Source organism: Kaistella yananensis, from assembly GCF_026107505.2.
In the GTDB taxonomy this organism is placed as follows: domain Bacteria; phylum Bacteroidota; class Bacteroidia; order Flavobacteriales; family Weeksellaceae; genus Kaistella; species Kaistella yananensis.
In genome coordinates, this window is sequence record NZ_JAPCHZ010000002.1 from 535,231 (window position 1) to 552,010 (window position 16,780).

Annotated in this window: 8 protein-coding genes; all 8 read left to right on the forward strand. The window is 38.6% G+C overall.

Annotated elements, in window-relative coordinates:
- The first annotated feature begins 66 nt into the window (after positions 1–66).
- The 8 genes from infB to OK344_RS06790 all read left to right on the forward strand — a co-directional run bounded on the left by infB (position 67) and on the right by OK344_RS06790 (position 16,770).
- Complete coding sequence (infB, locus tag OK344_RS06755) at positions 67–2,904, forward strand: translation initiation factor IF-2 (protein ID WP_265144061.1); 2,838 nt, start codon at positions 67–69, stop codon at positions 2,902–2,904.
- 283 nt (positions 2,905–3,187) lie between these two features.
- A complete protein-coding gene (locus OK344_RS06760) occupies positions 3,188–5,998 on the forward strand; it encodes a SusC/RagA family TonB-linked outer membrane protein (RefSeq protein WP_265144062.1) in 2,811 nt (936 codons plus the stop codon).
- A 12-nt stretch (positions 5,999–6,010) separates the two neighbouring features.
- Positions 6,011–7,411: a RagB/SusD family nutrient uptake outer membrane protein gene (locus OK344_RS06765; protein ID WP_265144063.1), complete on the forward strand. Its 1,401-nt coding sequence runs from the start codon at positions 6,011–6,013 to the stop codon at positions 7,409–7,411.
- Between the two features lie 100 nt (positions 7,412–7,511).
- Positions 7,512–8,195, forward strand: coding sequence for a hypothetical protein (locus tag OK344_RS06770; protein WP_265144064.1), 684 nt, complete (start codon positions 7,512–7,514; stop codon positions 8,193–8,195).
- 209 nt (positions 8,196–8,404) lie between these two features.
- Positions 8,405–8,665: a RagB/SusD family nutrient uptake outer membrane protein gene (locus OK344_RS06775; protein WP_407936702.1), complete on the forward strand. Its 261-nt coding sequence runs from the start codon at positions 8,405–8,407 to the stop codon at positions 8,663–8,665.
- Positions 8,666–8,990: 325 nt separating this feature from the next.
- Complete coding sequence (locus OK344_RS06780) at positions 8,991–11,888, forward strand: SusC/RagA family TonB-linked outer membrane protein (RefSeq protein ID WP_265144065.1); 2,898 nt, start codon at positions 8,991–8,993, stop codon at positions 11,886–11,888.
- A gap of 11 nt (positions 11,889–11,899) precedes the next feature.
- On the forward strand, positions 11,900–13,498 hold the full coding sequence (locus OK344_RS06785) for a RagB/SusD family nutrient uptake outer membrane protein (protein WP_265144066.1): 1,599 nt from the start codon (positions 11,900–11,902) through the stop codon (positions 13,496–13,498).
- Between the two features lie 296 nt (positions 13,499–13,794).
- Positions 13,795–16,770: a SusC/RagA family TonB-linked outer membrane protein gene (locus OK344_RS06790; RefSeq protein WP_265144067.1), complete on the forward strand. Its 2,976-nt coding sequence runs from the start codon at positions 13,795–13,797 to the stop codon at positions 16,768–16,770.
- The last annotated feature ends 10 nt before the right edge of the window (positions 16,771–16,780 follow it).

Below are 16,780 nucleotides of genomic sequence, written 5' to 3' on the forward strand. Positions count from 1 at the left end.
AAATAGCTAGAGTAATGTTAAAATAATTAACTTTACCAAAAATTAAAACAAAAGTATAAATTATACATGCCCAAAATTAGATTAAACAAAGCGGTAAAGGAATTTAATATTTCGATGACAAGACTGGTAGAATTTCTTCAGTCCAAAGGATTCGAGGTAGAAAGTAATCCTAACGCTCAATTGGAAGAGTCGGCATATTCTGCATTAGAAGCTGAGTTCGCAAAAGACGGTGAACAGAGAAAAGCTTCTCATGAGGTCGTGATGATTAAAGTTCCGGAAGAAAAACTGGAAATTGAACCGTCAAAACCTGAGGTAATAAGAGCCAAAACAAGCTTGAGACCCGAAACAAAGATTTTGGGTAAAATTGATCTTGATCCAAAAAAACCTGAAGTTCCTGCCGCTAAAGAGCCGGAACCTGAAGTGAAGGAGGAACCGGTTGTTGTGCCTACTCCTGCCACTCCGGAAAAACAGGAGTTCAAAGTGTTGGATAAGATTGACCTTTCGCAGATCGAAGGCAGCAAGCCAAAGTCTTCCAAAAAAGATCAGCCTGTAAAAGAAGAGGAAAAACCTGCAGTGAAAGCTGAAGAAACTCCTGCTCCAAAGGTTGAAACCCCAGCTCCGGCTGCAGAAAAATCTCCGGAAGCTTCAGAAGAAGCCCAGTCGGATAAAATAGAAACCGTTTATCAGAAACTGGAAGGGGTGAAAATTTTAAAGCAAACCGTTGACCTTTCCCAGTTCAATAAACCGAAACCACAGGGAGGAGCCAACAGTGCTGCAGCGAAAAAGAAAAGAAAAAGAATCGAGAAGCCCAATACTCCGGGTACAGGAACACCAGGACAGGTAGGTAGTCAGCAGGGCAACCGTCCGCCGGGTAACCGTGCGCCGGGACAGGGTGGTAACCGTCCGGGTCAGGGAGGTAACCGACCAGGCTATCAAGGTGGAGGAAATGCCGGAAAAGGTGGCAGCCGTAGGGGTGCGCCAACCATGCCGGTGGAGCTTACCGATGAACAGGTTAAGAATCAGATCAAAGAAACTTTAGAAAAACTTACCAATAAAGGCGGTAAGAATAAAGGAGCTAAATACAGAAAAGAGAAAAGAGTTTACAGGCGTGAGCAGGATGAACTACAGCAGGAGATGGATGCTGCCGACAAAACGCTGAAGGTGACGGAATTTATTACCGTAGGTGAACTGGCGAGTCTCATGAACGTGAGCCCGACAGAAGTGATCTCCGCATGTTTCTCCTTAGGAGTGATGGTGACCATGAATCAGCGTTTAGAAGCTGATACTTTATTACTCGTAGCTGACGAATTTGGATATAAGATTGAATTTTCCGATGCGGATCTTGAAGAATCTGCAGTTGAAGAAGATACCGATACCGAGGCAGATCTGTTACCGCGTGCGCCAATTGTTACCGTAATGGGACACGTTGACCACGGTAAGACCTCTTTACTCGATTATATCAGAAAAACGAACGTCATCGCCGGTGAATCCGGAGGAATTACCCAGCACATCGGGGCGTATAATGTTAAGTTAGAAAACGGTCAGCGAATTACCTTCCTTGATACACCGGGTCACGAAGCATTTACCGCCATGAGAGCCAGGGGTGCACAAATTACCGATATCGCAATTATTGTAATTGCAGCGGATGATGATGTGATGCCTCAGACGAAAGAAGCAATTTCCCACGCACAGGCAGCGGGTGTTCCAATGATTATTGCGCTGAACAAAGTTGATAAACCGAACTCAAACCCAGATAATATCCGCCAGCAGCTTTCTGCAATGAATGTTTTGGTAGAAGAATGGGGTGGTAATGTTCAGTGTCAGGAAGTTTCTGCGAAATTCGGTAACAATATGGATGCTTTGCTTGAAAAAGTATTGCTTCAGGCGGAAATGTTGGAATTGAAGGCCAATCCTAACAAAAACGCACAAGGTGTTGTGATCGAGGCATCTTTGGATAAAGGAAGAGGATACATTTCTACCATTCTTGTGCAGACCGGAACTCTTAAAGTAGGAGATTACATTCTTGCAGGGAAAAATCACGGTAAAGTGAAAGCAATGCTTGACGAAAGAGGGAAGCCGATGGAGGCAGCAGGTCCTTCTATTCCGGTAACGGTTCTTGGTCTTGACGGAGCGCCTACAGCAGGTGACAAATTCAGAGTTTTTGAGGATGAAAGAGAAGCGAAAACAATCGCAACCAAACGTGAGCAGTTACAGAGAGAGCAATCGATCCGAACTAAAAAACACCTTACGCTGGATGAACTGGGCAGACGTATTGCTTTAGGAGATTTCAAAGAACTCAACATTATCCTTAAAGGTGACGTGGACGGTTCTGTTGAAGCGCTTTCAGATCAGTTACAAAGGCTTTCAACGGAAGAGATCAGTATTAATATCATTCATAAAGGAGTTGGTCAGATTACCGAATCCGACGTACTTCTTGCAGCAGCATCTGATGCGATTATGATTGGATTCAACGTAAGAGCAGGTGTCAATGCAAAAGATCTTGCTGATAAAGAAGAAATAGAAATCCGTACCTATTCGGTCATCTATAAAGCGATTGATGAAGTAAAAGAAGCGATGGAGGGAATGCTTTCTCCGGAAATTCAGGAGCAGGTCATCGGGAACGTGGAAATACGAGAAACCTTTAAAATTACCAAAGTCGGTACTATTGCCGGTTGTATGGTTCTAAACGGAAAAGTCACCCGAAATTCGAAAATCCGATTACTGCGTGACGGTATTGTGAAATTCGATGGCGAACTGGAAAGTTTGAAACGTTTCAAAGACGACGTAAAGGAAGTAACCAAAGGTTACGAATGTGGATTGAACATTAAAGGATACAACGATATTGAAGTTGGTGATATCCTGGAAGTATATGAAGAAGTTGCCGTTAAGAAAAAACTGAAATAACAGTTTAGTTGATATAAAGCCTGCTGAAAAGCAGGCTTTTTTGGTTTAGTAGATGATTAATTGTAAAAATTTATAAAAAAAACAATATTGAATTTTATTCATCTTTTAATAAGTATGTTTGACTAAATTAATGCTTATTTAAGTTTATTTTTTGATAAATTTAACTATTAATGCAAATGTTTGTTAATAATCCATACATTTATAATAAATGAAATCTTTAAGCACTTGCTAATGTTAATTAAAATTAACATATTTGCGGGAATAATATTAAAAAAGTGTTAATATGAATTTGAAATTAAGAGTTTTATCTGCCGGCGTGTTGTTCTTTACAGGACAGCTGGTGATGGCACAGCAGGACTCGGTAAAAACGACAACTATTGATGAAGTAGTAGTGGTAGGGTTCGGTCAAAAGAAGACTGTTCAAGAGGTTACTGGATCTATTAGTACAATGACTGCAAAGTCTATTGAAGATGTACCGGTGGCGTCAGTTGATAAGATGTTACAAGGTAGGGTAGCCGGTGTGCAGACAGGAGCAGCTTCCGGTCAGCCAGGAGGCTTCTCTAATGTTCGTGTTCGTGGTATTTCTTCCATAAATGGTGTTACAACTCCAATTTATATCATCGACGGAGTACGTGTTGCAAATGGTGATTTAACAACCAATAACACCACGGCCAATATTCTTGCGAATATGAACCCTGATGATATTGAAAATGTGACAGTACTTAAAGATGCCGTTTCTACAGCTGTTTATGGAGCTGATGCAGGTGCGGGAGTTATTGTGATTACTACCAAATCCGGGAAGAAAGGAAAACCAAGATTCAATCTTTCCTTCAATACAGGTTTTAATCAGCAGGCAGTTGAATCGCACAGAGGATTCACAGCTGGTGAGTACAAAGAGTATTTGAAAGATGGATTAAATAACTTGCTTGGTCAAAATTATACTGTAGATCAATATGCTGCAGGTGCATTTAACAATTCGACTGTATTGTCAATCTTTAGATCACAGGCTGATACCAATTGGGCTGATATTGTAAGAAAAGACGGGTACCAACAAAATGCTGATTTCAGTATGTCTGGTGGAAGTGATAAGTTTACTTATTATGCTTCTGCAAACATGTTTGATCAGAACAGTATTGTGATGAATTCATTCTTTAAGAGATTGTCTTACACTACTAAATTAGGTTATCAGGCAACTGAAAAATTAAAAATCACATCAGATTTTCAAATTTCGCACGGTAAAACCAGAACTCTTGGTGAAGGAGGTGGGTTTGCTAATCCAATGTTAGCACAATATTTCAACAGACCTACAGATCCGGCAAGAAATCCTGATGGATCATGGTATTACAGCCCAACAAACAGCCGTTTGAGTAACAACATGTTTAACCCAGGATATCTACTGGAAAACAACTATAACCAAGCCGGTTCTTTAAGAGCTTTCGCAAATTTAGGTGCAGAGTATGAAATCATTGATAATCTGACTTACAAGTTAGTTTTCGCACCAGAATATATTAGTGTTGAAGAAGATACTTATTGGAATCCTATCCACGGTGACGGATACGCATACGGAGGATATCAACGAACCTCAGTAAACAGATATTTCAACTTTAATATACAGAATATTTTAGATTACTCTAAAAAATTCGGAATGCACAATGTGGGGGCATCTTTAATTCAGGAAGCTTATAAATCTGACAGAAAATTCTTACGAGCAACCGGTATCACTGTAGGTTCTCCAGAATTAACGACATTGTCTAACTTCGTTGTTCCTTATGGTTATGAAGGGAATGTGGATATTTCTTCAAGATACGGTTATGCTGTTACAGCACATTACGATTATGACAAACTCGTATTGGTTGACGGGTCATACAGAAGAGACGTTCTGTCTCAGTTCCTTCCTAGCAAAAAAGCTGGTGATTTCTGGTCTGTAGGTCTTGGTGTAGATTTAGCAAGATTAAATGCAATTAGAGAAATTGAGCAAATTTCTCTAATGAAATTCCGTGCTTCTTATGGTAAATTAGGGAACCAGGTTTCTGCTAACCCGTATGCAACATACAGTTTCTTAGCAAACTACGATGATACTGCTGCTGCAACTTACAACAGAGTATTTAATCCAAATCTATCTTGGGAAACCGTTAATCCATTAAATATTGGATTGGATCTAGGCTTCTTTAGAAACCGTTTAACGCTGTCAGCTGAGTACTTTAACAAAGAAACTAAAGACCTTATCTACAACCTGCCTTTATCAAGAGCACAAGGTTTAGCAAGCTATGTAGACAATATTGGAACTTTGGTTAATAAAGGTTATGAATTTACTCTAAAGGCAGATATCTTTAGAGGAGACAGAAATCAACTTAACTGGAGTCTAGGAGCTAACGTTTCAACATTAGAAAATGAAATTACGGAGCTTTACGGTGGTACAGTAAATACTTCGACAACTACACTAAGGGTAGGTGAAGGAGTAAGAACGTTCTACTTGAGAAAATGGGCTGGTGTAGATTCTGCAAACGGTGATCCACTATGGTTTATCAATGGAGTTGACGGTGAAACGACTAATAACTATAATTTAGCTCAACAAGCTGTTCAAGGGTCATTTATCAGCGATCTTTACGGAGGTGCAAACACAAACCTTTCTTATAAAGGATTTGATCTTGATCTGCAGTTTACTTTTGGATTTGGTGGTAAGATTTATGATGACTGGGCGTCTTATACATACAGTGATGGTCAATACACTCTAAGCTACCCTGGTTATGGCGATATTATGGGAGATTATTGGACTCCAACCAATACTACTGCTAATAATCCTAAGCCAATCATTAACGGGAATAAAAGATCAAACTCTGCATCTACAAGATTTTTATATGATGCTGACTTCATCAGATTGAGCAATGCAAGATTTGGCTACACTTTTGATAAAGGATTATTAACAGGTAGTGGTTTAAATTCTTTCCAAGTATATGTAATGGCAAACAACGCTTGGACTCATAGATTTGATGACCGATTGAAATTTGATCCTGAGACTAACGTATCAGGTTATACAAACTTAGCTTTACCAGTATTAAAATCATTCTTATTTGGTGTTAATATGTCTTTCTAAAATAATATGAAAATGAACAAAACAATAAAAATAGGATTACTTTCCATTGCATTAGCATTTACAGCAAATTCTTGCTCAGATGATTTTGTTAAAAGAGAGTTTTACCAAGAAGTAGAACAAGCACCTTTGACAACTCTGAACGAAGTGAAGGCGTTTGTAAAAGGTGGATATGTTTCTTTAAGAGCCAATACTTACTACGGAGCAGATTTCCTTGCTTACGGGGAAGTAAGATCAGATGAAATGATCAGTAACTTAGCAGGTGGATATTACCAAAACGTAATGAATTACACCATGCTGTCTAGTGATGCGTACGCAACCAACACTTATACGCAGATTTATACGCTTATTGCAAAGGCTAATATCTTGATCAATACTGATATGTCTACGATCCAAGGAAGTAATTTAGATCGTCAGGAGGCTAGATATGCACAAGGTCAGGCGTATGCTATGCGTGCTTTAGGTTTCTTCGATGCGCACAGACTTTATGGTCAGAAATACACAGGAGGAACTTTAGGTATCGTACTTCCGTTAAAGTATGATCCTAAAGCAATGATGCCAAGAGCAACTATCGCTGAAACAGAAGCTCAGATTGAATCTGATTTTAACAAAGCTTTAGAGTTAATGACTGCAAACGGTTCGGTAAATAACGTAACTAAGACTGAATTTACAATCAATTCAGTTAAAGGTCTCGCATCAAGATTCTACCTGTACAAAGGTGACTATGCGAAAGTTAGAACTTATACTAATGATATCGTAAGCTCTGGTAAATATACTGTGCCTGCTGCTTCATTATTACAGGAAACATTCAGGTTTTCTCTTAACGGTGCCGCTCCTAACTCAATTTTTGAATTGGCGGTAGGAATCAATGCCTCATTATCTACAAATTCCTATAGACAGCGATTGAATCCTAATGGTTACGGGAATATTGTAGTGAACGCTAGTACCTTGGCTGCTTATGCTCCCACAGATGTGAGAAGAACTTTCATTACAACTTCTGGTGGTCAACGATATCTGTCTTTCAACTCGAACGCGAACGGGATTGGTAAATATACGCAAGGTGTTGGTGCAGATAATATCAAAATGTTACGTTATGAAGAAATTCTTCTGAACGGTGTTGAGGCTGAATTGAACGGAGGTGATCCAGCAAAAGCCTTAAATTACTACAACATGATCGTAACAAACCGCGGACTTCCTGCAGCAACAAGTGTTGATATGACTATGCTGAAAGTTGAAAGAATGAAAGAACTTTTAGGCGAAGGTCTACGGCAGTGGGATTTAAGAAGATGGGGAGATGCTGTGCCAAGACCGGCAGGGGCTAGTACAGATGTTAATCTCAACGCATTCCCAATTCCAAGAAGTGAAACCGATTTGGCAAACAGTCCGATCATAGCAAACCCTGGATACGATAACTAATATTATATTTCGGGATAAATTATTTGAATAGTCGCTTATTAAAGCGGCTATTCTTTTTTTGATCATTTATTTTATTATTTTTGTTTTAAATGTTTAGGGTATGAAATATTTTGTTGTATTTGCTTTACTCATGTTTCAAAGCATGACATCGGCTCAGGTAGGTAATGAAAACGTTAGTTTTTCTGGCGGTAACTTTTTTTTGAGGGCTAGCAGGCCTACCACAATCGAGTATATAATCGACGGCAATCCTTATGTCAACAGTAAAGAATTTAAGCAGGTAATCATTCCGGGCTACAGTTCTAATAGTCAGAAGTTAAGATATAATGGATATGAAGACGAAATGGAATTTGAAGCTGGAGGCGAAATTTATTACGCTACTAAAGAATTAGGGTTAAAAATCACTTTTAAAGATTTAAATAAGACCTATGAAATTTTGGACTATTCCTATGATAATAAGAAGAGGATAGGATATTTAGTTGTTCTCGTTGATCATCCTGAGGTTTCGCTTTATAAGCGGGAAAGGGTTGAATTGCTTAAAGGAGAGAAAAGTCCCAGCGCTTTTGGCAAAGATGCAAATGATTATTTCGCAAAAGAACGTGATCTATATTTGGTTAAAAAAGGTTCGGAGTTTTTTAAGTTTCCCAAAAACAGTAAAGAGTTTGTTGAAAAATTTCCCGTAGATAAGCCCCACTTTCAAAAATTTATAAAAACCAATAAGCTGAGTGTTACAAAAGAAGAGGATATGATAAAAATAATCAGTTTTGTTGCCAATTCTAGTTTATAATAAAAGCTACTTCAATATCAACCGCATAGGATACATATTTATTCATAAAAAAGAGCAGGTTTATCTGCTCTTTTTTTATGCTCATACTACACTTATACTGTCAGAATACGCAGAGTTTACCTAGTTATATATATATTGATTATTTCTGAATTGAAGCAGAAGCGCTTGCAAGAAATAATCAGGAGGCAGAATCCAAAGTAGTATTTGACTTGCTTGAAAAAAACAGAAACCCAAGTTATATAACCACTACTGCTACAGGGGCGGCTTATATCGAAAAAATACTGGATAGCAGAAGACTTGAGCTTTGGGGTGAAGGTAAGAGTTACTTAGCAATGAAGAGAAAAAAGGCTGCCATCAAGAGAGGGCCTAACCACCTTTTCTTTGGGGGCCAGACTTTCAGTTATGATGACGACAGACTGTCCATGGATATTCCACAGGCGGAAATCAACAATAACCCTAAGCTGAAATAATCAGAATACAGGTTTTACTAATGAGGAGCAGATATATTCTGCTCCTTTTTTTTGTTACTATGCATATTCCACCATAGTTCCGGTTCTTATTTATACTGATTATAAATTAATGCAGCGTCTAATTTTGTTTCTTCAAAGAAATTGAGGGTAGTAGGTGTTAATTTATAAAAAATTCAATAATGTTGCTATTTTGATGATTAATTTCAATAATCATTAATTAAAGCTCATTGATTTCACAGGAATATTAGCGATTGAGTAATTAAACAGTTTGCAGTGTTAAAAAAAATTAACATATTTGCCTCTATAATATTAAAAAAGTGTTAATATGAATGTGAAATTAAGAGTACTAAGTATTGGGGCAATGTTTTTTGCGGCGCAGACTATATCCGCGCAGCAAGACAGTACCAAAGTCCAGAACATTGATGAGGTAATCGTGGTGGGATACGGTACACAGAAAAAAAGTGAGGTAACGGCTTCCATATCTCAGGTAAAAGGATCTGAGATTGCGAATTTGAACACCCCTACGTTTGAAGCTCAGCTAGCTGGTCGTGCTTCTGGGGTACAAGTTACCAGTAATTCAGGAATAATCGGCGATGCACCGCGAATCAGAGTTAGAGGTGTTAACACCATTTCTTCTGGTGCATCACCATTGTATGTGGTGGATGGCATTCCAATTTTCTCAGGTGATACTGGAGGTGGTTATACTGGTGCTAACGCCTTAGCGGATATCAATCCAAATGACATTGAGTCAATGGAGATTTTGAAAGATGGTGCAGCTACTGCAATCTATGGATCAAGAGCAGCAAATGGAGTTGTGTTGATTACCACTAAAAAGGGAAAATCTGGTAAATTTACATTTAATTATAACAATCTTACCAGTTTAGCTACTCCGGTAAAATACTTTGATTTGTTAAATACCGCAGATTTTTTAACAATTTCTGCAGAGAAAACAAAAGCACAAGGTTTATCTGCCAATTATTGGGCCAATGGTAGTGAGTTTGATACAGATTGGCAACGCGCAGTTACAAGATCTACGCTGCAACAAGATCATTATATGTCATTTGGAGGCGGGATGCCAAAAGGTAAGTACTTCTTCTCTTTGGGCTACGCAAATCAAGAAGGTATTTTGTTGGGAAACAGTATGGAGCGTTTTACGGCTAGAGCTAACGCTGATCAAAAACTTACAGATTGGTTGGACGTTGGAGGTAGCATCTCAGCTTCTAAAACTAATTTTGAAGGATTAAATAATGGTCCATCTTCTCTTTCTGGAGCAATGTATAATGCGTTACGCCAATTGCCTAACACTCCAATTTATGATCCCTCCACACCTACGGGATATAACATTTTTACTTCTGGTTCCAGTAGCTTAGTAGGTCCATGGACAAATAATGCATTTATTGCTAATAACATTACCAATATTGTTTATGTATTGAATAATAATATAAATAATTCTAAGCTAACCAGGTTTATTGGTGATATTTATACAAATGTTAAACTTAGAAGCTGGTTAACCTACAGATTACAGGCAAGTGCAGATAATTCGATTACCGACGGTAGATTGTATTGGAATAAAGTGCACGGTGACGGTTTCTCTTCAAAAGGTGTTGTTGAAGCAAATAATTTGAATATGCTTCGTTGGAACATCCAAAATATGCTTACCATCAATAAATCATTCGCAGATCATTCCTTTAATTTGCTAATGGTGCAGGAATATTTAGATCAGAGAAGTAATTATATTTTTGCTGGTGGCTCAGGTTTACCTGATGATTATTTTGGCCAGGCAGGCCCTATTTCAAACTCCATGACCGTACAAACTTCTGGTGGTAGTGTTACAGCTAATAGTTTAGCTTCGTATATTGGAAGGTTTAATTATAACTTCGCGCGGAAGTACTTTTTACAGGCTTCTATTAGAAGGGATGGCTTGTCCCAATTACCATTTGCAAATCGTTGGGGAACATTTCCTGGAGTTTCTGTAGGATGGACGGTTTCTAATGAAGGTTTTATGGAAGCTATTAAGCCTACAGTTTCTGATTTTAAATTAAGAGCTTCTTATGCGAAAGTAGGTAATACTGACATTGGCAGCTATCCGTTTATGTCATTGTATGGAAACGCTCGTTATGCAAACGCAACAGGTTTAGGACTTGTACAAGGTGGAAATCCGGACCTAAAATGGGAGACCAGTATCAAATATGATTATGGATTTGATTTAGGTTTTTTCAATAACAGATTAACGCTCTCGGCCGATTACTTTATCAATGACCAGAATGATATAATCTTAGACAGACCAGTAGATCCGCTTTTGGGAATTCCGAACAATACTATTCGTCAAAATATCGGAGCCGCATCCAATACGGGTTTTGAATTGGCAATAAATGGTGATGTTGTGAAAAGTGAAGATTGGAACTGGAATGTTGGAGCGAATATTTCATTCGTTAAAAATGAGGTGAAAGCATTAGTGGATGGATCAGATATTTTATTCAATGTTGACTCAAACAGACAGCAAGTTGGAGTTATTAGAGTAGGAGAATCGATTCGATCAATCTATGGTTTCGAATATTATGGCGTTAACCCTGCGAATGGTAACCCTGTTTATTACAAAGCTGATGGTTCTCTTGTTCAGCAAGATGCCATGTCGGGTGCTTATACAGTATTTAATCCAGGTGCACCTGGTACGGCAGGTGCTGCATCAAGTTTGGTGGCTGCAGATAAAAGAATATTAGGTAGTTCATTACCTAAGTACTTTGGTGCTGTTACTACTTCGGTTAAGTATAAAAACTTTGATTTAGGAGCTTTGGTTAGATTCAGTGGAGGTAACAAAATTCTTAATCTTACAAGGAGGGATTTATTAGGAATGGACTTCACTAATAACTCTACAGAGATCCTTAATAGATGGCAAAGCCCTTCGCAACCTGGAGATGGTGTTACTCCTAGAGTTATCGCTGCACGAGGCGCATATATTAATATGGATGGCGTAGCAACTTCAAGATTTGTAGAAGATGGTAGTTTTGTGAAGATCGATAACGTCAGTTTAGGTTATACATTACCAAATGACCTAGCAGGCACTTTCGGGCTTTCCGGATTTAGAATATTTACAACAGTGCAAAACGCATTTGTATTTACAAAATATACAGGCATAGACCCAGAGTTAGAGGTAAACGGTGTTGATTTTAATACTGCGCCGAGACAAAGAACTATCTCTTTTGGTTTAAATGCATCTTTTTAATAAAAATAGTTATGAAAAATTATAATTCAAAATTGACAAAAAGTTTAAAGAATCTTATCAATGTAGCTGGAGTTTCAGCTCTATTGGTTACTACAACTGCCTCTTGTAGCGAAGATCGATTAGATCAGCAGCCTTTTAATCAAGTGCAGGAAGAAACGATCTTTACAAGTCCTGCATTAATTGAGCAGGCAGTAATGGGGGTCTATAATGCTGCGCAAAGAGGAGATTACGCAGGGCAAGGTAGAGGCTATCCTTTCGGTGCAGCTTACCACCAACAGAATGACATGCGTGGGGAAGATATGGTGAATACAGCAACCTTTTATCAAGCAACATATATGTCAGCGATAAATGGTTCCGCAACATTAAATAATATTTATTATTGGTTCGATACCTATCGGTTAATTAATCGCGCAAATTTGCTGATTGAAGGAATTGACAAGGCTGTTGCAGCTGGTACAGTTACTGCTGCAAATACTAATAATTTTAAAGGTGAAGCATTGTTTTTTAGGGCAATTTCGCACTTCGAACTGTTGAAGCATTTTTCGAAACCAGTTCATGTAACCGGTTCAGAGCATTTTGATTTTGGGGTTCCTTATATGCTTAAGGGCTCAACCAATTTGCAGGATGCGCTGCAAAATGCAAACGTAGATAGAGAAACAGTAGCCGCTTCTTATATAAAGGTTTTAGCAGATCTCGATGCTGCAGAAGGTTTATTAGCAAATAAAACAAACGTATATCGAATTTCTAAAGAAGCTGCGATTGCTTACAAGACAATTGTTAAATTACATAAAAGAGATTGGGCAGGCGTTATCGCTGAAGCTAACAAGTTAGATGGTAAATTTTCTATTGAAACTGATCCAAATACTCCTTGGGCTAATAACAGTGGAAATAGAGAAAGTATCTTCTCCATTCAGAATTCAGACACAAACAACCCGACAGTAAATGGGGCATTAGCGTCAATGAATATTGGTAGAAACCTAATTGCAATCAGTCCAGTTATTTGGAATAATACCTTGTGGCTGGCAACGGACAAAAGAAGAGGCGAAAACATGGTTTTAACGCCGCCACCTGCTGCAAATGGACAGCCGACAGCGATTACTGGGCGCAAGTTTACAAATAAGTTTAAAGACGCGGTTAACAGAACTGACGCATCCCCTATTGTAAGGTATGCAGAAGTACTATTGAACAGAGCGGAGGCGAAGGCAAGACTAGGCGATGCCACCTATTTAAATGATTTGAATGCTGTTCGTAATCGATCATTAGCAAATCCTGCAACTGAAGCTTACACTGCTGCTAGTTTTGTAACTCCAGTTGCTCAAGTAAACGCAATTTTAACTGAGAAACGGATTGAATTTATTGGAGAAGGAAAAAGATGGGGGGATATTCATCGTTTAATCAATGATGATCTTGTTCCGACGACAGGTATTCCTCAGAAATTCAAAAATGGAATGCCATTAGCTACGGATTATAAAATAGGAGTTCCGTATGTATTTGGTGCTGGGGATATTACAGCAATTCCTTATTCAGATCGCAGATTCTTGTGGCCAATACCAGATGGGCAAGTAAATGTAAACACCACATTAAAAAATCAGCAGAATAAAGGGTGGTAGTATGTTAAAATTTTAATTTACTGTTTAACAGAGAATTAAAAAGCTATCAAAAAATTTTTTCAGAATCAGAATAGATATTTCTCTATTCTGATTTTTTTTGCAAGATTTTGCTCTTTTAATGATTTATAAATCCGTGATGCATTCTGATCTTTTTGTATAAAATATATAATAAATCCTAAATAATTATAAGGAAGGGTTAAGTATTTTTCATAATAGGTGACTAATTCAGAATATTAATTTGGTCATGTTAAAATAAATTAACATATTTGCGAGATAAAATATTAAAATGTGTTAATATGAATGTAAAATTACGAGTTTTAACCATTGGTGTTCTGTTCTTTAGCGGACATACGTTGATGGCTCAGAAAGCAAAGAAAGATACTGCTACGAAGACAAAGGATATCGAAGAAGTAGTACTTGTAGGAGGGGTAAAACTGGACCCGGCACAAAAAGTAGGTTCTTACAGTGTAGTAGGCAAAACAAATTTTGAATCTACTCCTTTTTCTACCGTAGATGAAGTACTGAATGGTAGGGTAGCAGGTCTTAACTTCTCATCAGCAAGTGGCGACCCCGGATCATCAAATATGGTAATTATACGGGGAGTAAGTTCCTTAATCGGTACCCCCAACCCATTGTATGTAATCGATGGTATTGTAATCGGTAAAGGTGCAGATAATGCTCAGATGATGGAGTCATGGAATCCACTGGCGGTCATTGATCCTAACTCTATTGAATCCGTAACCGTATTGAAAGATGCTTCTTCCACAGCTCTTTATGGCTCCAGAGGCGCAAACGGTGTAATTATTGTAAAGACCAAGAAAGGAAAATTCAACCAAAAAACAAGATTTGAATTCTCTACAGAAACTGGTATTCAGGACCGGGCTCACGACAAACTCGAACTGATGACGGGTGATGAATATATTAAATATGGGGGTATCCTCATGTGGAACAGCCAAGAGCAGCTTGGGCAAACCTTTGCCACTTTAGACCAAGCCACGCAATATTATCTTGATACTTATATTCCGGATACCGAACAGATTAAGTATACCCGCCAGTATACCGACTGGCAAAAAGTCGTAAATAGATCTTCTTCCATTGTTAATACTTATAATTTTGGTGCTTCCGGAGGTGGGGAAAATACTTCCTTCAGACTTGGTGGCTCCTACTACCAAAACGAGCCTCTGGTTAAATCTTCCAAATTTGACAGGCTAAGTGTAAATGCAGCAGTGGACCATAAGGCTTCAGACAAACTGAGATTCGGTTTAAATGCAAACTATTCCAATGTAAAAAGAAATACGTACATGGGGGGCAGGGCTTCAGCGAATCCAGTAACAAACTCAATCATGCTTTCTCCTTTACGTTCGGTATATAATCCGGATGGAACCTTTAATCAAGAAGCATGGCCTGAAGCTACGGACATGACATCAGGTTTCAACCCCGCTTCTATCCTTGAAAACGCCTACCAAAATTCTACAATTAATACTTTCCTGGCGTCCGTTAATATGGATTATCAATTCATGAAAAATGTTAGTTTCAATTCATTATTCGGTACCCAATACCAACCAATGAGAGAGTTACAGGTCATTGATAAGGGACACCCTATTTATACCGCACAAACCGATTCTGATAACTTCGGGATGCTGCAGGATGCGCGAACTAATATCTGGGACTGGAACTGGTCAAACAGTATTTCATACCGTAATACCTTTGCCAGCAGACATAATGTAGAATTACTCGGAGGAATGGAGTACCAAAACCACAAGTATAATAACCTCACCAACTATTCATTTTTTATGACGGATGTGCGGCCTTATTTCCAGTTTGCACAGGAGGGATCGATCTTAAGTTATGCTGATGATTATGACTGGACTCAGATCGGATATTTTGGAAGGTTAAACTATATCCTAGATAATAAATACACCATTTCTGCACAGGTGAGACGTGACGGTAACTCAACTTTGGGAACTGAAAAATGGGGTAATTTTTGGTCTTTAGGAGGTTCCTGGAATGTTTTCAATGAAAATTTCCTGCCTAGCGCTTTTTCATCATTTACACTCCGTGCGAGTTACGGGGTTCTAGGAAATATTCCTTATGCGGACCAGTGGGGATTACAGTATAATGCCTATGCGTTAATAGGATACAGTTCCAATACAGGTGGATGGGGTGGAAACGGTGGTTATGGCGGTATTGCCAATCCGGGTAACCCTGCGCTCATTTGGGAAGAGGCTAAACACCTGGATATTAATGCGGATATAGGATTTTTCAATGACAGGTTAAAATTTACTCCAGCATTTTATCATAAAATTACGGATAAAGCTATTGACAGTAGTTTCCCTGCTGTGGAAACGGGCGGGCCATCATCATTCTATGACAATATTGCGACTATTGACAATAAAGGATTTGAGTTAACGATTGAAGCTACTCCAATATTATCAAGCGATTTCCGATGGACCATAAATGCGAATGGGGCTTATTCTAAAACAATGTTGGATAAATATAATCTTACGTTAAGACAAAACGGCTCTGAAGATCCCGGTGGTGCAGATAATGCCTTTGCAGCCCTTGCGCCAGGAAGAATTTTCGGAGAGTATTATGCGGTTTTATGGGCAGGAATTGCTCAGGCCGATGATCCTTCTAAAGGAATTAAAGCTGGTGATGCTTTGTTCTGGACCAATGGTGATAAAACAGATGTTACTAATAAAAGAGAAGAGGCTTTACCAGCCTGGATGGGCAAAAGTGCATTCCCTGTTTACAACGTAGGTCTTACCAATGAATTTAAGTATAAAAACTGGTCTATGAGTTTTATGCTCTCGGGACAGTTTGATTATTATGTGCAGAATGGGGTTCATTCCTATACCATTCATGACGGTGCTTTCCCCACGCGTAACCAGATTAATGATGCATTGTACGACAGCTGGACTGATGCGCCTGGCGCGGAAAACTTCGGAGCATCCAATCCTAAAGCAATTGTTGGTAACCCAAGTACATCTCGATTGGAGTCTTCTCGTTTCATCAATAAAGGGGATCACATCCGTTTGAAAGAAATGAGACTTGCTTATACATTTGGTGAAAATTTTAAAGAAAGTACAGGACTTAATAACTTAACAATATATTTAAGAGGAACCAACTTACTCACATACGTATTCGACAAAGATTTGGATTATGATCCGGAATCAAATTCCAATGCATGGTCTTGGCTAGGAAAAGGAAGGTACTGGTATGCTTCTCCGGTACTTAGAACAATGTCGATGGGTATTCAAATTGGTTTTTAATAGATAAATA